This is a genomic window from Pallidibacillus thermolactis (assembly GCF_025660415.1).
In the GTDB taxonomy this organism is placed as follows: Bacteria; Bacillota; Bacilli; order Bacillales; family Caldibacillaceae; genus Pallidibacillus; species Pallidibacillus thermolactis.
Genome location: NZ_JAOUSE010000002.1, coordinates 1 through 26,630 on the forward strand (window position 1 = coordinate 1; position 26,630 = coordinate 26,630).

The 26,630-nt window shown below is 33.6% G+C and carries 23 protein-coding genes; 4 read left to right on the forward strand and 19 right to left on the reverse strand.

Annotated elements, in window-relative coordinates; genetic code table 11:
- On the forward strand, nucleotides 1–216 hold a 216-nt coding region (locus OEV82_RS00890; RefSeq protein WP_263060712.1), incomplete at its 5' end, for a hypothetical protein.
- A 96-nt stretch (nucleotides 217–312) separates the two neighbouring features.
- Nucleotides 313–1,077, forward strand: coding sequence for an acyl-[acyl-carrier-protein] thioesterase (locus tag OEV82_RS00895; RefSeq protein ID WP_173661508.1), 765 nt, complete (start codon nucleotides 313–315; stop codon nucleotides 1,075–1,077).
- A 41-nt stretch (nucleotides 1,078–1,118) separates the two neighbouring features.
- Here the strand turns inward: OEV82_RS00895 and OEV82_RS00900 are convergent, their stop codons facing one another.
- The 8 genes from OEV82_RS00900 to glgB form a co-directional block, all read right to left on the reverse strand.
- Nucleotides 1,119–1,394 (reverse strand): YqhV family protein, encoded by a 276-nt coding sequence (locus OEV82_RS00900; RefSeq protein WP_173661506.1) that lies wholly within the window; start codon nucleotides 1,392–1,394, stop codon nucleotides 1,119–1,121.
- 99 nt (nucleotides 1,395–1,493) lie between these two features.
- Nucleotides 1,494–2,522, reverse strand: a complete 1,029-nt coding sequence (splB, locus tag OEV82_RS00905; RefSeq protein WP_263060713.1) for a spore photoproduct lyase — start codon at nucleotides 2,520–2,522, stop codon at nucleotides 1,494–1,496.
- Nucleotides 2,523–2,551: 29 nt separating this feature from the next.
- Nucleotides 2,552–2,851 (reverse strand): transcriptional regulator SplA domain-containing protein, encoded by a 300-nt coding sequence (locus OEV82_RS00910; RefSeq protein ID WP_377701692.1) that lies wholly within the window; start codon nucleotides 2,849–2,851, stop codon nucleotides 2,552–2,554.
- A gap of 148 nt (nucleotides 2,852–2,999) precedes the next feature.
- Nucleotides 3,000–5,432: a glycogen/starch/alpha-glucan phosphorylase gene (locus tag OEV82_RS00915; RefSeq protein ID WP_263060714.1), complete on the reverse strand. Its 2,433-nt coding sequence runs from the start codon at nucleotides 5,430–5,432 to the stop codon at nucleotides 3,000–3,002.
- Between the two features lie 12 nt (nucleotides 5,433–5,444).
- Nucleotides 5,445–6,875 carry a glycogen synthase GlgA gene (gene glgA / locus OEV82_RS00920; RefSeq protein WP_173661499.1) on the reverse strand — a complete coding sequence of 477 codons (1,431 nt, stop codon included), beginning with the start codon at nucleotides 6,873–6,875 and terminating at the stop codon, nucleotides 5,445–5,447.
- A gap of 38 nt (nucleotides 6,876–6,913) precedes the next feature.
- Nucleotides 6,914–8,020 carry a glucose-1-phosphate adenylyltransferase subunit GlgD gene (gene glgD, locus OEV82_RS00925; protein WP_263060715.1) on the reverse strand — a complete coding sequence of 369 codons (1,107 nt, stop codon included), beginning with the start codon at nucleotides 8,018–8,020 and terminating at the stop codon, nucleotides 6,914–6,916.
- A complete protein-coding gene (locus OEV82_RS00930) occupies nucleotides 8,017–9,177 on the reverse strand; it encodes a glucose-1-phosphate adenylyltransferase (protein WP_263060716.1) in 1,161 nt (386 codons plus the stop codon). The genes glgD and OEV82_RS00930 overlap by 4 nt, the downstream gene beginning before the upstream one ends.
- Nucleotides 9,174–11,084 carry a 1,4-alpha-glucan branching protein GlgB gene (gene glgB / locus OEV82_RS00935; protein ID WP_263060717.1) on the reverse strand — a complete coding sequence of 637 codons (1,911 nt, stop codon included), beginning with the start codon at nucleotides 11,082–11,084 and terminating at the stop codon, nucleotides 9,174–9,176. The genes OEV82_RS00930 and glgB overlap by 4 nt, the downstream gene beginning before the upstream one ends.
- Before the next feature lie 255 nt (nucleotides 11,085–11,339).
- On the opposite strand from glgB, the gene pulA reads away from it, so the two are divergent.
- Together pulA and OEV82_RS00945 are read left to right on the forward strand one after the other, a co-directional pair.
- Nucleotides 11,340–13,457 (forward strand): type I pullulanase, encoded by a 2,118-nt coding sequence (gene pulA / locus OEV82_RS00940; RefSeq protein WP_263060718.1) that lies wholly within the window; start codon nucleotides 11,340–11,342, stop codon nucleotides 13,455–13,457.
- A 160-nt stretch (nucleotides 13,458–13,617) separates the two neighbouring features.
- The gene (locus tag OEV82_RS00945; protein WP_407672713.1) at nucleotides 13,618–14,478 is read left to right on the forward strand and encodes a CAP domain-containing protein; all 861 of its coding nucleotides are present in this window, start codon (nucleotides 13,618–13,620) and stop codon (nucleotides 14,476–14,478) included.
- Between the two features lie 49 nt (nucleotides 14,479–14,527).
- On the opposite strand, the gene OEV82_RS00950 is transcribed toward OEV82_RS00945, so the two are convergent.
- The 11 genes from OEV82_RS00950 to OEV82_RS01000 all read right to left on the reverse strand — a co-directional run bounded on the left by OEV82_RS00950 (nucleotide 14,528) and on the right by OEV82_RS01000 (nucleotide 26,630).
- Entirely contained in the window at nucleotides 14,528–14,989 is a 462-nt protein-coding gene (locus OEV82_RS00950) for a YaiI/YqxD family protein (RefSeq protein ID WP_173661489.1), read from the reverse strand.
- A gap of 39 nt (nucleotides 14,990–15,028) precedes the next feature.
- Nucleotides 15,029–17,593: a helicase-related protein gene (locus OEV82_RS00955; protein WP_263060719.1), complete on the reverse strand. Its 2,565-nt coding sequence runs from the start codon at nucleotides 17,591–17,593 to the stop codon at nucleotides 15,029–15,031.
- A gap of 130 nt (nucleotides 17,594–17,723) precedes the next feature.
- Nucleotides 17,724–18,977, reverse strand: coding sequence for a competence/damage-inducible protein A (locus OEV82_RS00960; protein ID WP_263060721.1), 1,254 nt, complete (start codon nucleotides 18,975–18,977; stop codon nucleotides 17,724–17,726).
- 29 nt (nucleotides 18,978–19,006) lie between these two features.
- Nucleotides 19,007–19,585: a CDP-diacylglycerol--glycerol-3-phosphate 3-phosphatidyltransferase gene (gene pgsA, locus OEV82_RS00965; protein WP_173661484.1), complete on the reverse strand. Its 579-nt coding sequence runs from the start codon at nucleotides 19,583–19,585 to the stop codon at nucleotides 19,007–19,009.
- 119 nt (nucleotides 19,586–19,704) lie between these two features.
- Nucleotides 19,705–20,619, reverse strand: a complete 915-nt coding sequence (locus OEV82_RS00970; protein WP_263060722.1) for a helix-turn-helix domain-containing protein — start codon at nucleotides 20,617–20,619, stop codon at nucleotides 19,705–19,707.
- An 18-nt stretch (nucleotides 20,620–20,637) separates the two neighbouring features.
- A complete protein-coding gene (locus OEV82_RS00975) occupies nucleotides 20,638–21,417 on the reverse strand; it encodes a YmfK family protein (RefSeq protein ID WP_377701698.1) in 780 nt (259 codons plus the stop codon).
- 158 nt (nucleotides 21,418–21,575) lie between these two features.
- Nucleotides 21,576–21,833, reverse strand: coding sequence for a DUF3243 domain-containing protein (locus OEV82_RS00980; protein ID WP_161919299.1), 258 nt, complete (start codon nucleotides 21,831–21,833; stop codon nucleotides 21,576–21,578).
- Between the two features lie 99 nt (nucleotides 21,834–21,932).
- Nucleotides 21,933–22,664 (reverse strand): elongation factor P 5-aminopentanone reductase, encoded by a 732-nt coding sequence (gene ymfI / locus OEV82_RS00985; protein WP_173661478.1) that lies wholly within the window; start codon nucleotides 22,662–22,664, stop codon nucleotides 21,933–21,935.
- A gap of 134 nt (nucleotides 22,665–22,798) precedes the next feature.
- Entirely contained in the window at nucleotides 22,799–24,091 is a 1,293-nt protein-coding gene (yfmH, locus tag OEV82_RS00990; protein ID WP_263060723.1) for an EF-P 5-aminopentanol modification-associated protein YfmH, read from the reverse strand.
- 2 nt (nucleotides 24,092–24,093) lie between these two features.
- Nucleotides 24,094–25,359, reverse strand: coding sequence for an EF-P 5-aminopentanol modification-associated protein YfmF (gene yfmF, locus OEV82_RS00995; RefSeq protein ID WP_263060724.1), 1,266 nt, complete (start codon nucleotides 25,357–25,359; stop codon nucleotides 24,094–24,096).
- Between the two features lie 299 nt (nucleotides 25,360–25,658).
- Nucleotides 25,659–26,630: an ABC transporter permease gene (locus tag OEV82_RS01000; protein ID WP_263060725.1), complete on the reverse strand. Its 972-nt coding sequence runs from the start codon at nucleotides 26,628–26,630 to the stop codon at nucleotides 25,659–25,661.

The following is a 26,630-nucleotide window of genomic DNA, read 5'->3' on the forward strand; positions in this document are numbered from 1 at the left end:
AAACTGGACATGGAAAAGACCATGTCCAGCCTAAATAAGATAAGAATCTTAGAAAATGATGAGCAAAAAAAGACAAATCCCAACTCAAATGAAGCATTTGAGTTGGGGTTTGTCGACAGTCTGAAACGCCTTAATATAAGGCGTTTTTTATATTTTCTTACATTTATCTTAAAAAAATTACTGCTTCTTCTGTGGAAAGACTTCATTAAACTTTAGATGACAAACGAAAGAAGAAAATAGAAAATGAGTTCTATTTCTGATAGATTATTGTTAAAGTATAAATTTCTAAGTGCATTAGAGAGGAAGTAGACAATGAGTACAGTAAAAGAAAGTATTTTCCGTACAAAAAGTCATGTTGATTTAAGAGATGTAGATTTTACTAGGCATTTGAAACTTAGTTCACTATTCAGTTATTTTCAAGATGTGGCTAGTCTTGCGGCAGATCATTTAGGTTATGGGATTGAACGATTAGCGAAGGAGTTCGGAGTAGCATGGATTCTTTTGAGAATTCGCGTTGATATTGAACGAATGCCAAAATGGGATGAAGAAATGACCATCGAAACATGGCCAATTGAACCAAATCGAGTTGAGTTCCAAAGAGATTTTCTTGTTAGGGATAAAAATGGCAATATTATAATCCGTGCTGTATCTGTATGGGTTATTATGGATCTTAAAGAAAGACGGTTAAAACGAGCAGAAACAATCGGCTTACAATATCCAGAAAAGATCAAAGAACGTGCTATTGATGTGAGACTTGGTAAATTAAAGGGGTTTGGACAGTTAAAAGAAGTCTATAAAAAAGTGATAGGGTATAGTGATATTGATTTTAATGGCCATTTAAATAATTCAAAATATGTAGATTTCATTATGGATTGTTTTTCAATCGACGAACATAAACAAAATCAAATTCAATCAATAGAAATGCATTTTATTAATGAAGCATTACCAGGGGATACCATTACAATTTATAAAGAACACTCCAATAGCAACACTGGTTTGTTCTTCATAGAAGGAATGAATGAGATGGATAATAAAACGGTTTTTAAAGCACTTGTCCATCTATCAAGAAAATCGTAATATTAGAGATTGTATTCCAGATGTTAAATGAAAGGTTTTACCTATTTACTATTGACTCCATAGAGAATAAAGCAAATGCCAATAACAATCCAAAAGATTTTAGTAAGGGATATTTTGTCCGCAAGTCCAATTAAACCAATAGATGTTGTTAAAATTAAAATGATTGGTCCTACAATAGCTAACATACTATTGATCATTAATGCTTTTTCAACATGATTTAATTTTAATATGACCAACGCAACAATAATTTCAATCGTTCCTGATAATAAACGTAAAATTGACATGCCTAAAATGGCTTTGTCAAACAAATGAAACATCGCTTGTCCTCCCCCTCAAATTCTAATATATGACAGAAGAGGGGAAAGAAGGACAAGATTTTAATTAAAAAGAGAACAGATTTCGTTGACATAATAAAATTATGTGAAATATTCTAATTTTGCATGAGGGAAAAATTTATGCATATATTCTTGTAAATGGGATTTGATATCCTCTTGTTGCTCAGTACGATAAACATACTTCCCTATACCGTATCTCCCCCATTTATATTTTCTTTTTTCTTCATCTAGTTCTAATTTTGTCATTGGATAGTTTTTTTGTATCACTCGTTTCGCTGGTTTTGTAAATCGATGTTGTATAAATTCAAATGTGATATCTTTTCTAGCTTCTTGAGGAAGTTCCGCATCTAATTTTTCAAACATTTGATAATATCCTTCTTCCCAACCTTCATGTAAGTAGATTGGTGCAACAATAAAACCTAAAGGGTACCCTGCCTTAGCAACTTTTGCAGCTGCTTCAATTCTTTTATCAAGCCGTGATGTTCCTGGTTCAAAATAGCGTATTACATAATCAGCATTAATACTGAAACGGAATCTTGTTTTCCCATTATGTTTTGCATCAAGTAAATGGTCGACATGTTCAAATTTAGTAACAAACCTAAGCTGACCAAGATCTGACTGTCCGAAATGTTCAATGGCCCTCTTTAATGTATGGGTTAAATGATCAATGCCGACAATATCTGAAGTACATGCTGCCTCAAATCTTGTAATTTCTGGGGCACGTTCTTCCATATATTTATCAGCCTGCTCTAAAATTTCCTCAACATTAACATATGTCCGTATATATGGTTTTGAGCCCATGGTTGTTTGTAAGTAACAATAATGACAATGTCCCATACAGCCCGTAGCAAGCGGTATGGCATATTCTGCAGACGGTTTGGAAGTATCGAACTTTAAAGTCTTTCTAATGCCGACAACTAATGTCGATTTGGCAACACGATATTTTTGGAAATCATTTTCACCTGGTAAATTCCGGATTTGATTATGTGATGTAGTATATCGAATTTCAATATTCATGTTTTTAAATTTTTCAAATAATTGCTGCCCTAATGGATAGTCCAGTGCTTTTGGCTCAAAATATACTAATTTTGGAATAAATGGTTTAACCATACACATCCCTTTCCTTTTATTGAAATAAATTATCCGAAAAACGATTCTTGTTCTTCATCACCAAAATAGTATTCATAGGCTGCTTGCGCTTCCGTTTCCGTTTTAAAAACAGCAATTTCATCTGTAAGTGGATAATAGGTTTCATATAAAAAAAGTGCTAATTCATTTTCGTTTTCTGGGTGGCGTACAACCGCCGCTTCTTGTATATTGGCAACGTTTTGTGTATGTGGATTTCTATAAATGACATAGACAATATCTCCAGGCATATAATGATCATTTGATTGAAACAGCACCATTTTTTCACCTACCTTATTTTGATGATCAATCATAATTTACCTTTAACTACATTCTGTCTAGTAACATAAAGTTTATGATTGTTTGTTTATGGAATTTTTATAAAAATAAAGGTATAGTAAGCAATCCGTTTCCAAGCCTAAATAGGCTTGCGACAGATTGTTACTATACCCTTATAATCTTTTAAAGTTTTTTAATTTTCCAAATATCATTCACATATTCTTGGATCGTTTGATCGCTGGAAAATTTCCCTGAATGGGCAATATTCACAGCACTTTTATGGGTCCAAGTGTACTTATCGCGATATGTTTGATCAATTAATTCATGGGCTTCCAAATAAGATTCAAAATCTTTAAGGACAAAGTAAGGATCATTATGATACAAAATATGATAATAAATATCCTTAAATTCAATACTTTGCTTACCGAATTCCCCGTCATTTAATAAATCCATTATACGTCGAATTCGGTCATCGGTATTATAAATATCCCTTGCATCATAGCCCCCTTGTTCATAAAAAGCGATCACTTCTTCAGCTTTAAGACCAAAAATAAACATGTTTTCTTTACCAACGAGTTCACAAATTTCTACATTTGCACCATCCAACGTTCCAATGGTTAATGCACCATTCATCATTAACTTCATATTCCCGGTCCCAGATGCTTCTTTACTAGCTGTCGAAATTTGCTCACTCACATCAGCAGCAGGTATAATTTTCTCAGCTAGACTAACATTATAATTTTCTAAAAAGATAACTTTTAGTTTGTCCTTTACATCTGGATCATTATTTACTTTTGTTGCCACACTATTAATTAATTTAATGATTTCTTTTGCAATATGATAACCTGGTGCTGCTTTTGCTCCAAAGATAAATGTCCGAGGCGTAATATCTAAATTCGGATTATCCTTCAATTCATGATATAAATAAATGATATGAAAAACATTTAACAATTGACGTTTATATTCATGGAGTCGTTTAATATGTACATCAAAAATCGAACTTGTATCCACTTTTATGCCTGTTTGTTCATAAATATAATTGGCTAATGTTTGTTTATTTTTGTTTTTAACCCTATCGAATTTTTCAAGGATTGTCCTATCCTTGGAATACTTTAATAAATGGATCATCTGTTTTGGTCGGAGAATCCATTGCGGTCCGATTAATTCCGTTATTAAATTACCAAGCTTCGGATTAATTTGTAATAGCCAGCGTCTATGCGTAATTCCATTCGTTTTATTGTTAAATTTATGCGGTTCAATAGTGTAAAAATCATTCATGACTTTTTCTTTTAAAATTTTGGTATGAAGTTTGGCGACACCATTGACTGAAAAGCTGCCGACCATAGCAAGTCGGGCCATGTGGATTTTTCCATATGCGATGATCGCCATATTCGGGATTCTTTCACGCATTTCCGGATAATCAAACCAAAGTCTTTTACAAAATCGTTCATTGATTTCATGAACAATCATATATATTCTTGGTAAGAGATTTTTAAACAAATCAATTGGCCAAGTTTCCAATGCTTCTTCCATAATTGTATGATTCGTGTATGCAAAAACGTTCGTGGTAATTTCCCAGGCTTCGTCCCATCCGAATCTCTCCTCATCCATTAATATTCTCATTAATTCTGGTATGGCAAGGGTTGGATGAGTATCATTAATTTGAATAACAACTTTTTCATGTAGCCTTGTTAAAGGGAGTCTGTAATTGTTTTTAAATTGTTTAATAATATGTTGGATTGTTGCCGAAGTTAGAAAGTATTGTTGCTTTAATCGTAATTCTTTTCCTTCTAAACTAGAATCATCAGGGTAAAGAAATCCAGAAATTTGTTCGATCGAATGTTGATGGTTTAAATCCCTGAAAAACATATCGTCCAAACTATCGACCTTATCGTAATAAATTGGTTCTGCACTCCAAAGCCGTAATGTATTTACCGTATCATTTTGATAACCAACTATAGGTACATCATACGGTATCGCCAAAACTTTATCTGTATTTTCATATTTAAATTCTAACGAACCGTCATTTCGCTTAAACATGTGGACATTGCCATGAAATTGGACAATAATGGCCTCATCTTCTTTCCTCGTTTCCCAAGGATATGGTTCTGTAAGCCAATTATCCGGCAATTCTACTTGATTACCATGTATAATTCTTTGTTCAAATAAACCATATCGATAGCGGATCCCAAATCCGTGACCAGGATATTTTAATGAAGCAAGAGAATCAAGAAAACAGGCAGCTAGTCTACCCAATCCCCCATTCCCTAACCCTGCATCTTCCTCTTCTTCTAATATAGCGTCTAATTGAAATCCTAATTCTTCCATCACTTTTTCAGTAACTTGCAATAACCCACAATTTAATAAGTTATTTCTTAATAACCGACCAATTAAAAACTCCATTGATAAATAATAAAGCTGCTTATGACCATTCTCGTTATATTTTTTATTCGTATTTTGCCACTTTTCGCGAATTTCACTGTTTACAACATTAGCTAGGGCGAAATACATATCTTTTTTTGAAGCTTCTTTAACTGATTTTCCAAATTGTTTTGAAATCACTTCGATAACACGTTTCTTTAGCCATTCCGTAGTGTATACTGATCCTGTACTCAACCAAGTACCTCCTTAAATGGTGATCGTTGTCGGTAATAGAGTTTTATATAAATGAGCATATTCCTTTGCAGAATCTTTCCAGCTAAATTGACTTTTATTCACATTTTTTAACAATTGTTGAAAATGCTCAGGTCGGTAGTAAATATCTAAAGAATAACGTAAAACATGTAGAAAATCATGGGCATTATAGTTTGAAAAACTAAACCCATTCCCTTCTCCTGTTATTTCATTATACGGTTGTATCGTATCTCTTAAACCACCTGTTTCTCTTACAATTGGTACTGTTTTATATTGCAAGGCAATTAGTTGAGATAGTCCACAAGGTTCAAATTTAGATGGCATGAGAAAGAAGTCTGCAGCCGCATACATTTTCCTTGCATAGGATTCACTAAAGGTAATTAAGGACCGAACTTTATCAGGATACTGATCATTGACATATTTAAAAAAGTTTTCAAACTGTGCTTCTCCTGTACCAAGAACAATAAACTGAACATCACTTTGGATAAATTCATCAAAAATATGCATTAACAAATGAATACCTTTTTGTTCGACTAATCGAGAAATTAAAATATAAAGTGGTTTTTCACGATCAATCGGCAATCCTAATTCTTCTTGCAGATACACTTTATTGTCTTTCTTTTTACTACGAGCAGAACGATAATTTACCGGGATAAAAGGGTCTGTTAAAGGGTTATACACTTTCGTATCGATCCCATTTATAATACCTTGCAAACTTTGGGCTTTTTGTTTCAAGATTGGATGGAGCCCTTCACTATAATATGGATATTGAATTTCTTCTGCATACGATGGACTAACGGTTGTCACTTTATCAGCATGAAATATGCCCGCTTTTAAACAATTTAACATGCTGTTCCATTCCATCCCACTTACATGTTCCCTTGGTAATAAGAAAAAGTCATCAAACATGTCCAATGGCATAATGCCTTGATATTTTATATTATGAATTGTTAAGACAGTTTTTAAATTTGGAGTCGGCTGCAATATTTTTGCTAATGCAACAGCGATTCCTGCTTGCCAGTCGTGACCGTGTAAAATATCTGGTTGGAAATCCAAGACTTTAAGGCTTTCGATAACGGCATGGGAGAAAAAGACAAATCTTTCGCCATCATCATAATAGCCATATATACCTTTCCTCGTAAAATAATAGTCGTTGGCAATGAAATAATAAATAATGTGATTGTATTTCAACCAATATATGGTAGCTTCTTGATTGCGCCAACCTAGTTTTACATTCAATGTTGTCAAATACTCAACTTTCCTTTTCCATTCTTCACTCATTTCATCATAAAATGGTAAAATGACACGAACATCGATATTTTCATGTTCTTTTAAACTTTGAGGAAGAGAGCCAACAACATCCCCTAAGCCCCCAGTTTTTATAAATGGTGCACATTCCGATGCTACAAAAAGTACTTTTTCCAATTTTTCTCTCTCCTCCCTACTAAAATAATTTATATAATCTAAATGACTTGTCGTTTCGCAACAACAAAAGGTTTATCTGGAGAACCAATTAATCGTTGGCCTTTCGTAATTTGAACATCTTTATCAAGAATGACATTTTCTAAATAAACATCTTCTTCAATTGTGCATCGTTGCATGATAATTGAATTTTTTATTGAAGAACCTTTATGAACTTCGACTCCTCTAAATAATATGCTTCCTTCAATTTTCCCATTGATGACACATCCATTTGCCAATATAGAACGATTTACTTGCGCATGCTTTTTATATTGTACAGATGGATTATTCGAAATTTTCGTCCGCACTAAATGTTTCTGATAAAATAATTTCTCGTAGTCTTCTAAGCATAATAATTTCATATTTTGTCGATAATAACTTTCTATAGAATTGATAAATGCACTATAACCACGGTACCGATAATTTTGAATTTTAAGTTGATTGATTTTTTCCGCAACACCGTGTACAAAAAAGTGATCTTTATGATAAGCAATACATTCATCAACGAGTTTCATTAACAGTTCCTTGTTTATGATATAAATACCGGTAAAAATTAATGGATTATGTTTATCATTCGTTATGTTTTTAACCCATCCCAAATCGTCTGCCTCTACTTTGAAAAAACGTTCGTGTTCGGGTAGAAGCTTTTCCACTTGTGTCGAAATTAAGGTTACATCAGCACCACGATCTAAATGAAATTGAAAGGCTTCTTTATAATCAGTGTTGGTAATAAACTGACTTCCACTGATTAAAACATACTCGGCATTACTACGATGAAAATAATCACGATTATTATGGAAAAATTGTAAATCTCCCTTTGATTTATCGGAAGGATCATGCCAGTCCGGAGGTAGGATAAATAAACCACCGTTTCTTCGGTTCAAATCCCAATTTTCTCCTGTGCCTAGATGATCAAGTAATGATCGATATTTGTTCCGAACAAAGATGGCTACTTCTTCTATTCCAGTATTCACGATATTTGACAATGTAAAATCGATTAGTCTGTATCTTCCGGCAAAAGGAATTGATGCACTATTGCGAAAGTACGTTAATTCATTAAATAAATGATGTTCATGATCTAAATTAATAAGTCCCATTAATCGTTTCATCGATTTTCACCGCCAATGACATATGTTTTTTGTTCCAATATTTCTTGATTGATAACCACTGGATCATCACTAGATGCTGCAACAATATGTGTACCATCTGGTATAATTGTGTTTTCCATAACGATTACTTTCTCTAATACGCACTTTCTTCCTACTTTTACACCAGAATGTAGAATCGATTGGGTGACAACCGCATCTTTTTGAATTTCTACATCACGAAATAGAATCGACTTCTCAATGCCCCCACCTAAAATTTTACATCCATCATTGACAATTGAATTTTTTACCGTTGCACTTCCACAAATAAATTGAGGAGGGAAATGTGAATTATTTGTATAAATACGCCATTTTTTATTGTCTAAATCTAACTCACTATCTTCTTTTAACAAATCCATATTTGCTTCCCAATAACTTTGGATTGTTCCAACATCTTTCCAATATCCTTGGAATTTAAAAGCGTATAATTTTAATCCGTCATGTAGCATTGCCGGAATGATATCTTTACCAAAATCATGGCTTGAAGTGCTTAACTGTGCATCTTTAATTAAATATCTTTTTAAAACTTCCCATGTAAACACATATATTCCCATTGATGCCAAATTATTTTTCGGCTGTTTTGGTTTCTCTTCAAATTCATAGATTTTTAACTTTTCATTTGTATTTAAAATGCCAAAGCGAGATGCTTCTTCCCATGGAACTTCAATCACTGAAATTGTTGCATCTGCCTTCATTTCTTTATGCTGTTTTAATAGTTGTTGGTAATCCATTTGATAAATATGATCACCAGACATAACAAGGACATATTTTGGATTATATTGTTCGATAAAATGGATATTTTGGTAAATGGCATCGGCAGTACCAGAATACCAGTCTCCACCATGTTTTGCTGTATAAGGAGATAAAACCGTAATCCCACCGTCACTGCGATTCATTTCCCACGGCTGACCATTGCCAATATGTTTTGTAAGTTCTAAAGGTGAATATTGTGTAAGTACACCGACCGTAAAGATGCTAGAATTTGTACAATTACTTAAAGTAAAATCAATAATACGATATTTACCTCCAAAGGGTACTGCAGGTTTTGCTAAATCATGGGTTAACAATCCAAGTCTTTTCCCTTCCCCACCAGCCAATAACATTCCGACACATTCTTTCAAGAGATCTCCTCCTCTTTTTCTTCTTTTATTTTTTTATATATTGCAATTGCCAATGGTGGAATTTTTACTTTGATATGTTGACCAAAACCATGCCATTTTTTAGGTATACTAAAATGTTCACTTTCACTGGTCTGACCAGATCCACCATATTGAACTGCATCTGAATTAAAAATTTCAACATAAGTTCCTGGTTGTGGAACTCCGATTTTATAATCGTAGTACACAACAGGTGTAAAATTACAAATGACAATTAATTCTTCATTTGCTTTATTGCGACGAATAAAGGCGATTATGCTTTGTTCGATATTATGCGGATCAATCCACTCAAACCCTTGTGAATCGTGGTCTAATTCATAAAGTTCTGAATGTTTTCGATAAAAATGGTTTAAAGTTTTAAAATAATGGTACATTTGATTATGTAACGGATACTCAAATAAATGCCAATCTAATTGCTCTTTATCTTTCCATTCTGCATATTGACCAAACTCTCCTCCCATAAACAATAATTTCTTTCCTGGGTGAGTAAACATATACCCATAGAGCAAACGGAGATTGGCAAATTGTTGCCATTGGTCACCCGGCATTTTATCAAGAAGTGATTTTTTCCCATGGACAACCTCATCATGTGATAAGGGTAGCAAAAAATTTTCAGAAAAAGCATACATATAAGAAAATGTAATTAACTGATGATGCCATTTACGATAGACTGGATCCTTTTTCATATATTTCAACATATCGTTCATCCAGCCCATATTCCATTTATAATTAAAGCCTAATCCACCTAGATAGGTTGGAGCAGTAACTAATGGGTAATCAGAACTATCTTCCGCCATCATTAAAAAGTTTGGTTCCTTTTCAAAAACAACCTTATTCAACTTCCGAATAAACGCTAATGCTTCTAAATTTATTTCATCACCAAAGGAGTTATATATTTTTTCCTCCCATTCGGGTCGATCAAAATTCAGATACATCATACTCGCAACCGCATCAACACGTAAACCGTCAATGTGAAACTCTTCAATCCAATAGATCGCATTAGATATTAAAAAACTTTGTACTTCAGGTCTTCCAAAATCAAAAGCAAGTGTCCCCCATCCATGTTTTTCAGCTTTTTTTGGATCTTGATATTCGTATAAAGGCTGACCATCAAACTTTCTTAATCCATGTGCATCTTTACAAAAATGTCCAGGCACCCAATCCATGATGACACCTATATTATGATTATGACACTCATTAACGAAATATTTAAATTCCTCTGGGGTTCCATAACGTGAAGTTACAGAATAATAACCGGTAATTTGATATCCCCATGATAAATCAAAGGGATGTTCTGACAATGGAAGTAATTCAATATGTGTAAAACCTAATTTTTTCACATATGGTATTAGCTCATGCGCTAGTTCTCGATATGTATAAAATTTACCCTCTTTTTTCTTCCACGTTCCCAGATGAACTTCATAGATAGAAATAGGAGAAGAATAGGGATTGAACTTTTTTCTTTGTTGCCTCCACTTCTTATCTGTCCAATGGAAACGTGATGCTTTTGTTGTAATCGATGCTGTATTGGGCCGTAATTCAGAATAAAAAGCATATGGATCAGCTTTTAGAATTTCCTGACCATCTGCAGTAATAATCGCATATTTATAATTTACTGCTTCCGGAACATCGGTAAAAAAACCGATCCAGAGCCCTTCATTATTAACTTTATGTAATTGGTGACGATTTGGATTCCAGTTGTTAAAATCACCAACAACGGAAACCTTTTTTGCATGGGGTGCCCATGTTGAAAAGCGAAACCCTAGTTGACCTTTCCATAATATATGATGGCAACCTAACATTTTATAAGAATAATAATTTGTACCTTGATGAAATAGATAGATATCTGTTTCCGAAATATTATAGTACAAATTATCCCTCCTTTCTTAAAGAAAAAAAATTCGTTCTTTTATTTTTATAATTAATGCTAATTATATATATTTTCTTTATTATTTCAATAGTTATCATTCGACAAATTATTCAAAAATAAAAATCTTTGTGAAAGGTTTCATTTATTTTTCTTTCTGTTAAAATTATATAAATTGGGTTTGAAGTGAATATAAATGGTTTGTTAATTTATCTTAAGATAACAAAGTGTGAAAACGTATACAAATGAGGTGCTAATAGTGGAACAACCTATCGCATGGATTGATGATATTCATATGCTTACAGTCAATTTTGATGCGTGCGCCTTAAATGTTCATGAAATGAACTTGCCTGTAGTGTATTGGAAAGATAAAGATCAATCTATACCAATCACTGGAAAACAGCTTGTCAATGACCAAACCGTGCATTTCTTTTATGAAAAAGAACTTCCTTTAGGTGAAACGTTATTTTTACAATGGAAGGAATTGGAAATCCCTATTTATGCAGGAAAAATAGTCCGTACGCCATGGTTCGAAAAACATTATACTGCTCCAGATGCACAACTAGGTGCCATTTGTTCCAAGCACTCGACAACGTTTACTGTTTGGGCACCAACTGCAACTAAAGTGCAAGTGATTATCAATACGACAAAATACCCAATGAATCGAAAGGAAAAAGGCATATGGACCATTACAATTCCAGGTGATTGGCATGGGTATATGTATGAATTTGAAGTAGCTGTAAATGGGAAGGTCCATCAGGTCATTGATCCGTATGCGAAATCAAGTTTAGCAAACACGAAAAGTGGAGTCATTGTTGATTTTTCACGTACTTTTAGAAAAATAGAAAATCGACCTTTTAAAGGGAATTTACAAGATGCTATCATTTATGAACTTTCTGTCAGAGATGCCACAATAAACAATGACAGTGGGATATCAAATAAAGGAAAATTTCTCGGTTTAACAGAAAAAAATACAAAAACAAAAAACGGCTATTCCACAGGCTTAGATTATTTGATTGAATTAGGAGTTACCCATGTTGAACTACTGCCAATTAATGATTTTGCAAGGGTTGATGAACTAAATCCGAAAATGAATTACAATTGGGGATATGATCCACTTCTTTATCAAGTTCCTGAAGGAAGTTACGCAACTTGTACAAATGACCCGATTAAACGTATCGATGAATGTAAAAGGATGATCCATGCATTTCATGAAGTTGGTATAGCAATTATTATCGATGTCGTCTTTAATCATGTTTTTATAAAAGAAACAATTGAAGAGACAAATTTTGAAAAATTAGTTCCTGGATATTATTTCCGTTTTCATGAAAATGGTATGCTTGCTAATAGTAGTGGTTGTGGAAATGACTTTGCTTCCGAACGAATCATGGCAAGAAAATTTATATTAGATACCGTTGATTTTTGGCTGACAGAATATAAAGTTGATGGCTTTCGCTTTGATTTAATGGGGATTCTCGATATCGACACAATGATTGAAATAAGGAACAGATGTTTACAAGAAAAAACACCAATCATGCTACTAGGTGAAGGTTGGGATATGCCGACACCGCTATCTCCAGAAAAAAAAGCGACAATGAACAACTCACATAATTTAAAAGGAATCCGGTTTTTTAATGACTACTTTAGAGATACGTTAAAAGGTGGATTATTCAATGCCTTTGAACGAGGATATGCCAATGGATATGGTACATTTTTTGAAAGATTACCTGCCCTAATATCCGGATGCTGTTTGGAAAAATTTGGAAACCCTGTTGTTTCAGAACCCACACAAACGGTCAATTATGTCGAATGTCATGATAATCATACATTATGGGACCGTTTAGCATTGACAAACAATGATGAACCCGCACATATTAGGAAAAAAATGCATCAAATTGCAACAGGGATTACCATTCTAGCTCAAGGTGTTCCTTTTATTCATGGTGGTCAAGAATGGTTTCGAACAAAAAGCGGTGTTGAAAATAGTTATAATGCTGGTGATCATATAAATGAGCTAAACTGGTTAAAACGGGAAGAAGAACTAGCTAACATTGAATATGTCAAAGCTCTTATTAAGTTAAGAAAAAATTATAAACATTTTCGTCTACAAACGAAGGAAGACATCTTGTGGTGTCTGTATATTTTAAATACGCCTCCTCCTATTTTTGGTTACATCCTTTTAGGAAATGAAGAAGATTTCGTGATATATATCAATCCTACGAATCAAAAGTATCAAATTCATCTTCCTACCTCAAGTAGATGGCAAATTATGGTGTCAAATCAAATGGAGATATACAATGAGAGATATTTTGATGGTGAGTTTATGGAAATACATCCCTTTGAATTTATTGTTTTGTTGAAACCAGTGATCATTTAAGATTCAAAATCATTATTGGAATTAACATAACCATGGATAAATTCATCCACATCAATATTTTTTAAAAGCGTCCTCTCTTATCTATAATTTCCATTTATATTTTTTCATAAAAGATGAAAGCTAAAAATGTCCCATATAATAAAGATAGGAGAGGATGAAGTTGAACAAATATTTACAAAAATTATTTATTATAGCGACAACAGCTTTTTTATTAACAGCATGTAATGGGATAGATAATACAAGGAACAATGATAATGATGTAACGAATACAAGATATCCAGAAAATGTAAATGAAAATCCATATAAGTATGTGACAAATAAAAATCGTATGTATGGTAATAACCTGAATAAATATCAAAACAAACATGATGACGATAATATTTCTGCATTAAATACGAATCAAAATAGTGAAAATTATCCACATACGAAAGCCATTGTTATTCAAGAAGCAAAATACGATTTCGTAAAAGTAGATGAGGAAAAGAAAAAACAACTGATCAATAAAATAAAGGAATATGCCAATAATATTGAAGCAAAGAAAAATGCCGCTGAAAAACAGCAACAACCTCCTACCGAGCCACAAGAAACTCAAAAGCAACAAACAGCTGAGCGTAATCAACAAGCTCAACAGCCGACCGCAGGAATTAGCGAGTTTGCTCAACAAGTGATCGACTTGACGAACCAACATAGACAAAAGAATGGATTAAAACCATTAATTGCTGACGCGGCATTAAGTAACGTGGCGCAAAAAAAATCTGAGGATATGCAACAAAACAATTATTTCTCACATACGAGTCCAACTTATGGATCACCATTTGATATGATAAGGGACTTTGGTATCTCATACAATTCTGCTGGAGAAAATATCGCCCAAGGGCAACGTACACCAGAAGAAGTAGTCAATGCTTGGATGAATAGTGAAGGTCACCGTGCGAATATCCTAAATCCAAACTTTACACATATCGGTGTTGGTTTTGAAGAAACTGGTTATCACTGGACACAGATGTTTATTGGAAAATAATTAAGTGGGGCTGACAAGATTCAGCCCCATCATTTAAATGACAACACGTTTACATAACATTATTATCATTATTACATACATTTTCACATAACCGGGTGAAGCTATGTGCAAATTTATAATCATCTTCTATTGACCTCTTTTTTGGCCCCTTCACTCGATTCCCGGATCTTCTTGCCTTTTTGGAAATATGTCGTATATGTAAGAGCCGATCAATATTATCCATAGTATAAACCAAACCGTTTTGATTTATCGCATAACCTTTTTTCGCTAACACCATTGCAGCTAAACCGTAATCTTGCGTAACCACGATATCTCCTTTTTCAACCCGATTCACTAAAACAAAATCAACTGCATCGTTACCTTTATCAACTAGGACCGTTACAGCCCCCTCCCGTTCTATCCGATGAGATGTATCACAAATTAAAATAACATGCAAATTATAATCCTTTGCTATTTCAATTGTTAAATCGATAACCGGGCAACCATCAGCATCAACTAATACTTTTGGCACAAATATACACTCCATCCATTTTTGTATGTTATCACAATTTTATTTGTGATTTTTTTCGTGATAAAATCTTCTATTGTAACATCGATCACAAATCGCGTAAGGATGATCGAAAGATAATTTTTTACCGCAACGTTTGCACTGTTTTTTATGCGTATCAAGGGCTTTCTTTAAAAAGTCGTTTGCCTCATCACTAATTTCCTGGCGCAATCGTTCCCAGTAACTCGCTTCCGTTTTTTTACCTAATTTATATAAAAATAATAAATGTAAACCAATGGCTTTATACGTTAGTTCAATTTGTTCAAGGTTACCTCTTTTCACTGGTGGTTCTGGTAATTCATCATTGTTTACAATTGCCTGCATTGTTTCCAGCCAAAGTTCTGTTAAAGCTTTTTCCCCTGATGAAAACGGTAAATGTAAAAAGCCATACAAATCTACAATAGAGAAACGAGCTTCAATTTCGGTATCTTTAATTAACTCATATAATTCCTGTTCTTGCGTGAGCGGGGCTTTCACAGTTCCTTTTGGATTTTTAAATTTTTTCCATAATTCAAAAAAGTCTCCTAAATGATGACTATACTTTTGAAATCGTTCCAACATCGCATTCGTTGGCGCAATTGTAAAGGTTTTTAAAGGAACATCTTCTTTAAATAATAGCTCTTCCATTTTTTTATAATCGTAAACAAAAGCAACTTTTCCGACATTATAAATTCCTTTTCTACCTGCTCGACCTGCAATTTGTTTTACTTCCTGCGATGTTAAACGGCGTTTCCGTATGCCATCAAATTTTTCATTTTCTAAAAATACAATTCGCTTAATCGGTAAGTTTAATCCCATTCCAATGGCATCCGTTGAAACAACAACATGGGTTTCACCTTTAATAAACCTTTCGATTTGTTTTTTCCTTGTTTCCGGTGGCATACTTCCATAAATCATGCTCACCTTTTTTCTTCGTCTTTGAAGTAAACTAGCCGTTTCTAACACCCGTTTTCGAGAAAAACAAATTAATGCGTCGCCCTTTTTTGTATGGTCAATTGAAAAATTCTTATGTTCAACACGTAACGGAATTTCTCGCTCATATTCATAAAGAGTAATATCAGATCCTTCCAATAACTGAAGAAGCATTTCTTTACTATTTTTACTACCGATTATATGAACTTCATTTGCATTAGCACTTGTTATGGCCCGATACCAGGCAAATCCTCTCTCTTGATCAGCAATCATTTGCGCCTCATCTATAACAATACAATTGAAATCATCTTTTTCATAAAACATCTCGACAGTACTAGCAACATGTTTGGCCCCATCTGTTTCTTTCTCTTCTTCACCCGTTTTTAAATTACATGGTATCCCATCTGCATTTAACTTTTCATATACTTCTAACGCTAGTAAGCGCAAGGGGGCTAAATAACATCCAGATGATGCTTGTTTTAGACTCTCTAATGCACGGAATGTTTTTCCCGTATTCGTTTCACCGATATGTAGAATATAATGGACAGATTTGTCTCCCTTTGGACGGGTTGCTTGACCAAAAACATCGGCCATCATCCGTCGTTCTTTTTCTTGTTTTCGTTTTCTTTCAATTTCCTCTTGTATCCTTCGCTCTTCTTGACGTTTTTGATGTTCACTTAATAATTGTAAGTGCGGAAGAACATCATAAGGGATTTCTGCCGTTTCTAACAAATCGGATACATATTCGTAAGCAATTAGTTTGTAAAATTCATCAGCCAGTTTTTCGACTTGATCAGATATTATTTTTATAAATCGTTTTTGTTTAAGAGACTTTCCCGTTTCCCGCTCATATATTGTGTAAACGTGGGAAAAGTTTGCAGCAAATTCATCCGTGAAAATATCATATGTATAATCTGTTATGTAATGGAAATATCGGTCACCGTAGGTTTCGAAGTCCCAATAAAGTTTTCCAAAATCATATCCTTCAACGTATCCACCAGTAAATTCCTCAAAAAATTGGTTGACTTGCTTATAAACTTCCGGTTGTATATATCCATTTTTCACTAACCGTTCATTTTCCCAATTTCTTCCTACTAATTTATAGCGAATCGTTCCGTTCATATCTTTTTTTAGTTGGACTGCAGCACGATAACGAACATACGTATAAAATTGATGAAAAAACTCGTCGATTCGTTTTCTTATTAATTTATGAATTTCTGCTTCAACCGTTTGTCGAGTTTGCTCAAATAGACGTTGTTTTTCAATTTCCATTCTCTTTTGTTTTGTTTCTTCAAACAATTGATTCCAAAGTTCTTCTGTTATATTTTGTTTTATCCATTCCATCACAGGAAATGGATGATGTTCTATAATCGTGTTAATAAATAATTTTTTTACTAGTTTCTTATTTGTTTCATCAAACGCAATACCTTTTTCAATTAAATATTTTTTTCGCTCTTTTACTGAGAAAGCACTTTGAGCTTTATTTGACCAAATATTATTCCATATATGTTGAATAAATTGATTTCGTTTTTGTAAATATTCAGTAAGACTCGGCTTTTGTTCATGCCATTCCATAAAACGTTCAATATCTTCAATTATTTTTTCCTTTGTTCTTTCTACAGCCTGATTGTATATTGCATTTAATTTTTCTATCATTTAAAATCCCCTACTTAGTAAAATTGTCTCCTAATTTTAGTATTTCACCGATAAATAATATCATGCTTTTATATAATGAAGGCATAGTCTATAAAAATAGAAAACAGTGGGAGTGAAAATCCCACTGACATTACATTTTGCCTATTTCACGAAGTTCGTTGTAAACTAACCAAGCACCATGTTTTACGGAACGTACCCGTACCACTTCTCGATTACCAAAAAAATTCATATAATAACTTTTCGTTGGTTTCTCTTTAAAGGACAAACCGATATAAACGGTTCCAGGCTCTTTTCCTTCGAGGGGACCAGGTCCCGCAACACCTGTAAAACTTATGCCGATATTTGAATCCATTAGTTTCCGAATGTTTTCAGCCATTTCTCGGGCGCATTGCTCACTCACAACCCCATACTTATCAACGGTTTCCTTCTTCACACCTAGACTGTTTATTTTTACTTCTTTCGCGTATGAAACTATGCCACCTTTAAACCATTTGCTACAACCTGCTATTGAAGTTACTTCTTCTTGAAACAGTCCTCCTGTTAAGCTCTCGGCAACAGCAATTGTTGCATTGTTTTCCTTAAGCAGCTTCCCCATTTCATTTAGTAATGTCGTTTCCCCATATCCATATAAATACTGTCCAACTCGAGCTAAAATTTGCTCTTCCATTTGATCAAGTAATAATTTTCTTTCATCATCGGACACATGTTTAGCAGTCATTCGTACCGTTACTTCTCCATCTACAGCAAGCGGTGCTAGTGTTGGGTTTGTTTGTGCATCAATAAGATCTTCAAGTTCCACTTCCAGTTGTGACTCACCAATTCCATAAAAACGTAGCACTCTGGATTCAATTTGTTCTACCTTTTCAATCCTTTTTAGAATTTCCGGTATAGCATATGTAGTGAACATTGGTTCCATTTCACTTGGTGGTCCTGGTAAGAGGATATAAGTCCGATTATTTTTAATGAAAAACATACCAGGTGCCATTCCGTTATCATTCGGTAGGCAATGTGCACCTGAAAATATCAGGGCTTGTTTTTTATTATTTTCTGTCATTACACGGTTTCTTTTTTGAAAAAAGTTTTCTATTGAGCGTAAAGCTTGATCATCGTATTTTAGTTTAACACCTAAATGATTGGCCAATGTTTCTTTCGTTAGATCATCTTTCGTGGGACCTAAGCCACCGGTAAATATGATCATATCAGCCCTTGATTCAGCAACTTTTACAGCGTTTAGTAAACGCTTTGGATTATCACCAACCACCGTATGAAAATAGACGTTGATTCCTAATTTCGCTAAATGTTCTGAAATAAATTTTGCATTTGTATTTGTGATTTGACCAAGTAAAATTTCGGAACCGACAGCAATGATTTCGGCATTTTTCATCCATTCCCCTCCTAAGTGTCGTCAATCGATTATTTTGACTGAGAAAAAACTTGCTTATTTTTCATAAAATAATCAAGTCCAGACCATAACGTAAAGAATAGTGCTATATACAACATAATATCAGCAAACGGAAAATCAATGTATGAGAAAGGCACATTTTCTAGTAATAAAGCAATAATGGCAATGATTTGAGTCCATGTTTTTATTTTCCCTAGCATATTTGCTGCTACAACTTCGCCTCCCCCAGCTAATATGAGTCGTAGGCCTGTTACAGCAAATTCTCGACTAATGATTAATATGACGACCCATGAAGGTGCCAGTCCATATTCCACCAAAATAATAAATGCACTTGATACTAATAGTTTATCTGCCAATGGATCTAAAAATTTTCCTAAATTGGTAACGAGATTGTATTTTCTAGCATAATAACCATCAATCCAGTCAGTTGTTGACGCAATGATAAAAATAAGTGTTGCAAGCAGTTGTGCAACAGTTAATGTGACGTCCCCAAACTGTACTTCTCCCCAAGGAAAATCCAAAACCATAAAAATAACAAATAAAGGGATCATACATACACGTGCTAACGTAATTCGATTTGGTATATTCACTTTTTAAACCTCCAAAATATTCAATGATGTAAATACTACATGACCATTTTATAACGAAAATAATCTATTGGCAAAAAGTGGTTAAAAAACAGAAGAAAATAGTCATCAATCAAGCATGACTATTCTTCATCGTTGTTATATTGAATAATAATATTTTGAACGGTTGCCTCTGTGGCATATTCCAATTTTTCTCCATTAACATAGATTTCCGTTACACCTGTTGCACCTATTCTTAATCGTGCACCATTTTCTTCAGAAAAATCATATGACTGTGGGTTTTCTTCTGTTAACATTTCTTTAAAAAACTGCTTACTTTTATCTGTGTTGTACACTTCTACCCAAGATTGACCTCCTGGCGTTACCTTTACTTCTAACTTAAACGTATCTGCGTTTGTTAATTCGTATGTAGTTGTCGTCCCTTCTGTTTGAATGGCTTTTAATTGTTGAGTTTTCGAATCAGGTTCTTGTTCTTCCTCTAACGCTTCATTTTTTTGATCATTATCATTCGCCTTTTCTGTTTCAGAATCATCGTCGGCAATGTCCGTCTTATCATTTTCAGAAGGCTCGCCAACTTCATCGTAACTAACTGATGGAGTTTGAACGTCTTCTCCGGCATTTGCTACATCATCGTTATTCCCCATTGCTTTTGTAAAAAAATACCAACCAATGACGACAATAGCAATTATGATAAGAGCCGTTACCAATTTTGGCAAATTGTCCAAAAATCTAGAAGTTTCCTTAGCAACATTCGTCCTTGTTTGTGTTCTTGATAATTGTTCAGTTATATTTTGGTCATGTACGGACGGTATTTCATTTCGAAACTCTTCAAAAAGTGATTCAGGATCTAAGTCTACCGCTTCAGCATATTGTTTAATAAAGGCACGTACATAAAACTTTCCCGGAATCACATCAAAGTTTCCTTCTTCGATGCCTGCTAAATATCTTTTTTGAATTTTTGTTATTTCTTGTAAATCATCTAAAGTTAATCCTTTGGTTTCACGAGCTTCTTTTAATCTATTTCCTAATTCTGTCAATGGTAACACCTTCCATTTTTAAAAATCAAATTCAAATAATGTATTTTGTTTGTTTACCATTTCGTATGTGATTTCTTCTTCTTGATTATTTCTCAATTCAATAATATAATCGAAATCTTGTAAAGAATATTCTCCTTTTTGTACAAACAAATCTGGATGCTCTATCACTTTTACAGCTGGTAATTGCATTATCTCACGTATAAGACTCCAATGACGATCATTTCCTCTTTTTAAAGAAACCGCACCATCAATCAAATAGACATTGTCACCGTCATATTCACCTTCAATAAGTTTATCGCGAATGGTTTGTTTTAACAATGTAGAAGATATAAATATCCACCTTTTATTTGCTGATACACTTGCAGCTACGAGCGATTCTGTTTTACCTACACGTGGCATGCCACGAATACCGATTAATTTATGTCCCTCTTCTTTAAAAATTTCACTCATAAAATCAACTAATAAACCGATCTCATCACGAACAAAGCGAAACGTTCGTTTGTCTTCTTCATCTCGTTGAATATAACGTCCATGACGAACTGCAAGGCGGTCCCGTAAAGTAGGTTCTCTTAACTTGATCAATCGAATTGTCTCCATCGTTTGTAAAATCGGTTCTAAACGTTGAATATGTTCTTTACTAGATAAAATAAGTAAACCTCTTCTGCCCCGGTCAATTCCATTAATCGTAATAATATTTATGGATAACATTCCTAATAATGACGAAATATCACCAAGAAGCCCAGGTCTATTTATAATAATTTCATATTCTAAATACCATACTAACTTCTTTTCCACCATCGTCACCCGATTCTAAAGACATTTTCACTATATTAAATAATAAATGATTTTTGGTGGTTAGGAAAGATTTAACAATCATTTTCTAGTATTTGTAATAAAAATATCATTGAATAGCAATAATTCAGAATCTAATCAATGAAAAAGAGAGGTTTCCCTCTCTATTTTGAACCGTTATTTTGGACAAGTTTAACCATCACATTTGCAATCGCCTGTTGCTCTTCTTCGTTTGCGACTGACCATAAATCAGAAAGGACCCGTTGTTGTTCATTTTTCGGATCAACGTTACTTGCTAAATAATCGCCGACTTCCTGGGCTAGATTATTAATGACTTCCTGATCCAATCCTGCTTTTTGTGCTTGATGTAACTTGTCACCTAAAAAATCTTTCCATTGTTCCCAGTTATTTAAAACTCCCATTCGTATTGAACCTCCTTTTAAGTGTTCAATACTATTTTGCTTAGGAGGAGAAAAATTATACTTTTGGAAAAAATAGTTTATGTAAAGATTTTTTATCAATTAAACATACCATCCACCATTTACACTGATCACTTGGCCAGTGATATAAGAAGCTTTGTCAGATAATAAATATTCTACTGCATCTGCAACTTCATCCGGTTTACCTAGTCTTTCAAGAGGAATTTCATTTTTTATAATTTCTAAATCTTCTTCATTTAAATTATTTAACATATCTGTTTGAATTGCCCCTGGAGCGACACAGTTTACTCGAATTCCACTCGGAGCAACTTCCTTACTTAACGCCTTCGCAAAACTTATTTGTCCTCCTTTTACAGCTGAGTATACTGTCTCACAAGAAGCACCCGTTAGTCCCCAAATCGAAGAAACGAAACAAATAGCTCCATGTTTTTGACGAATTAACTTTGGTAACAAACTTCTCGTAATTAATATAGGTGCCGTTAAATGTAACGATATTAAATCATGGATCTCTTCGGTTAACATGGTCGTTAATACTTTGTTAACCGCGATCCCACTATTATGCACAATCGCTTGTATTTGATAAATTTCATGAGTTAATTGTTGACAACCTTCTTCGGTTCGTAAATCCGCTTGAATCGGGATATATTCACCATCTTTATTGAGCTCACGTAATTCTTTCATTAAATCTAAAATGGCCTCAAGGTTTGTATAATAATGTAAATAAAGAGAATGACCATTTTTTGCAAGTTTTTTAGCTATCGATTGACCGATACCACCACTTGCCCCGGTAATTAAAACAAAGGATTTTTCCAACATAACTCCCCCATATGATTATAATTCATTTTTTTAAAATGTTCTATTTTAAATTAACTTTATAAAAAAGAATTTAGAAAATGTAAAAAGAAAGAGACAATTTTAGATAAGATTGCCTCTTTCAAGATAACTGATTATTCATTTTTCGGCAAGATTTTACATACTGTTAAACGATCTTCTGAAATCAATGATGAAGCAACATTCTTCACATCATCAAATGTGATTTCTTCTAAAATAGGAACGACTCGAAATAAATCCATCTCATTAAACGCATAACGGGTGAATTGGTTTGCAATAAATTCCGGGGAGTTTAACGCACGTAAAAAAGAACCAATCTTATTCTTTTTCATTCTTTCTAAAGCTTGTTCAGAAAGATTTTCATGTGTTTTTGCTTTTAATAAAACTTTTTTAATTACACTTTCTAATTGATCAGGATCGGTTGTATCACCACCAACTAAAGCAAAGCTGAATGTTTCTTCTTGTGTATAATCGTAGGAAAATGTGTCATCGATTAATCCTTGATCATAGAGATCCCGGTAGTTATTAGAACTACGGCTAAAAAGTAAATCTAAAAGAAGTTGAACAGCTAACTCTGTTTTTAGCATTTCATCCCCTTGTTGATTAATGAAGTTGCCTTTCATTCCTACCATACATTTTGGTGTTTGTACATTCATCTTTAGTATTTTTCCATTTTCACGAACATTTTCAGGTTCATCATCGAACCGTCTTTGAATTTCCGGTAGATCTTTAAATGGCCGTGCAGCTTGATCCTTTCGAATCATATCAATAATAGCTTTTGGATCTACAGGACCGACGACAAATAATAACATATTACTTGGATGATAAAATGTATGGTAACATTCATATAATAACTCACTTGTAATATCAGCAATAGATTCTATTGTGCCTGCAATATCAATTTTTACAGGATGATTATGATACATATTTTCAATCGTACCAAAATAGAGTCGCCAGTCAGGATTATCATTGTACATTTGAATTTCTTGACCGATGATCCCCTTTTCTTTTTCAACGGTTTGCTCTGTAAAATACGGAACTTGGACCATATCGATTAATGTTTTTAAATTTTCATAAATGTTATTCGTAGCGGAAAATAAGTATGCAGTCCTTGTAAAAGATGTAAAAGCATTTGCTGAGGCACCTTGTTTTGTAAAAGTTTGAAACACATCTCCATCTTCTTTTTCAAACATTTTATGTTCAAGGAAATGGGCGATGCCGTCGGGAACTTGTATAAACGCATTACTGCCTAATGGCATAAAGTGATTGTCAACAGATCCATATTTTGTTGTAAACGTAATAAAAGTTTTATTAAATCCTCTTTTCGGCAAACAATATACATCTAAACCGTTATCTAGTTTTTCAAAATATAATTCTTCATCAAGTTGTTTAAATTCAATTCTTTTCATGCTCAAGCCTCCATTCCTGACAAAAAGTAAACCGTATCGAGCTGAATTTTTTCTCCAACTTTAATCACATCTTCTTTTTTCACTTCATTAATTTTTTCTTTCCATAGCTCTTCTGTGAAATTGGATTGACTTATGACATTATGATATAACACTTCAATATAACCACGAGACGTGTCTATTGTTTCCATCATTTGGTTTTGGATCATAGCTTTCGTTTGAGCTAATTCATCCTCAGTAAAATGACCAAGTTTCATTTCTTTTAGCTGCTCTTTAATAATAGTTAAAGCTCTATCATAGTTTTTGGTTTCTATCCCCGTCATTACCATCATTAATCCTTTATGGCTTTCTAGACGACTTGCAGCATAATAAGCTAAACTGGCCTTTTCTCTTACATTAATAAATAGTTTTGAATGTGGAAAACCACCAAATAGTCCATTAAATACTTGCAAGGCAAAATAATCATTATCACCATATCTAATATTTGTACGCAAACCAATATTTAATTTTCCTTGGGCTAAGTCCTGTTTTTCTATAACGACATTTTCTTTATCCACTTTGTGTGAAATAGCTTTCGATACATATTTTGGATTTCGCTCCGTAAACGATAATTTTTCCCTCACAAGGGCTTCTACTTCGTTTTCATCAAAATCACCGACAATAAATAAGTCGAGTTCATCTTCCGCTATCGACTTTTCATAATAGCTGTATAAATTTTGTGCTGTAATTTCATCTACATCTTCCAGATAGCCGTTTACAGGAACAGAATAAGGCTCGTTCTTACACATTTCTTGTATTAATCGCAAATTTGCATAACGCATTTTATCATCAAAAGCCGCTTGAATACGTTGTTTTAAGATTCGTTTTTCTTTTTCAACGATTTGCTGATCAAAGCTGTTGTTGTTTTCCGTTTTCGGGTTTAATAATAGTTCAGCTAAAAATGTGATGCCTTTTTCTAATAATGGTTCATCACTTTTTAGAAACTTTTCATTCGCTAACTCCATCGTTATGGAAATTACGTGATATTCACCTTTCTTTTGAAGGTCTACATATAAAACTGCCCCATATAACTCTTCTAAATACGATCGTATTTCCGTTATGCTAGGATATGTATTTGTACCACTTTGCAATACATGTGGTAATAGTGCGCGAATTGTAGCGTTCTCTTTTGTAAGCGGTGTTTTCATTTTAAAAACGATCGTATTTGTTTTATATTTCTCTGTTTTTAATAAATGTAACTTTAGTCCACCGTTTTCAATTATTTTTTTCATCTTTATCCTCCTGTCAACACAATTCTTAAGTCGGCTTTAAACAGCAATATTAGGTTTAGAGAACTAGTAATATAGATACATAATATAGCTATAGTTCAATTATGTATCAATTAACTTCCTAATAAACATTGTATATCCGTTTATTTGAAAACATTAATTAGAACAAAAGGTTTATAATTTCACTATACATGGGTCTGTTTCTTAATTGCAAGTTTTGACTTAATTTTAAGTAAAGAATAAAAAATCTGATCCCTCATTTTATCGCTAAAATGAGAAATCAGATTTTAAATCATTTGATATTATCTTTGTCCTTTAATATATGGCGTATTTAAAGCTTTTGGTGCTACTGATCTTCCGATGAAACCTGCAATGGCAAGTATTGTTAATACGTAAGGTAGAATATATAAATATACTGTTGGGATATCTTGAATAAATGGTATGTTGGTGCCTACCACACTCAAACTTTGCGCAAAGCCGAAAAAAATGGCAGCGCCCATCATCCCTAATGGATTCCATTTACCAAAGATCATCGCAGCAATGGCCATAAATCCTTGTCCACTAATTGTAGCAGCACTGTAATCTAATGTAATGGTTTGGGAAAAGATGGCACCTCCAATTCCCCCCAATGCACCAGATATCATGACTCCAATATAACGCATACGATTTACTTTTATCCCCATCGTATCTGCTGCAGTTGGATGTTCACCAACAGAACGAAGTCTTAATCCAAATGGTGTCTTAAATAAGATGAACCAACCGACGATCGCAGCTAACACCGCTAAATACGATGTTATATATACGTTTTGAAAAAAAAGAGGTCCTAATACTGGAATATTTTCTAATACTGGAATATCAAATCGTGTTATTGTTTCTTGAATATAAGGTGTTTGTCCTTTACCATCGTAGATTTTTTTCACTAAAAACACAGTGGCACCCGCTGCTAACATATTTAATGCAGTACCAGAAATAATTTGATCTGCTCGAAATGTTACAGAAGATATAGCTAAAAATAATGAGAATAAACTACCAATCACCATTGCGATTAATATGGCTATCCAAGGTGTTAGGCCTCTAAACATTTCAGCAAGCAGCAAGTTAGATATGATACCTATAAATGCTCCAACCTGCATAATTCCCTCTAGTCCAATATTTACTACACCAGATCGTTCAGAAAATACTGCACCCAAACCAGTAAAAATAAGTGGTGCTGCATATGATAAGGAAGTATAAAATACGAAGGCGATAATGCCAATTAGTCCTAGTTCCTCCAT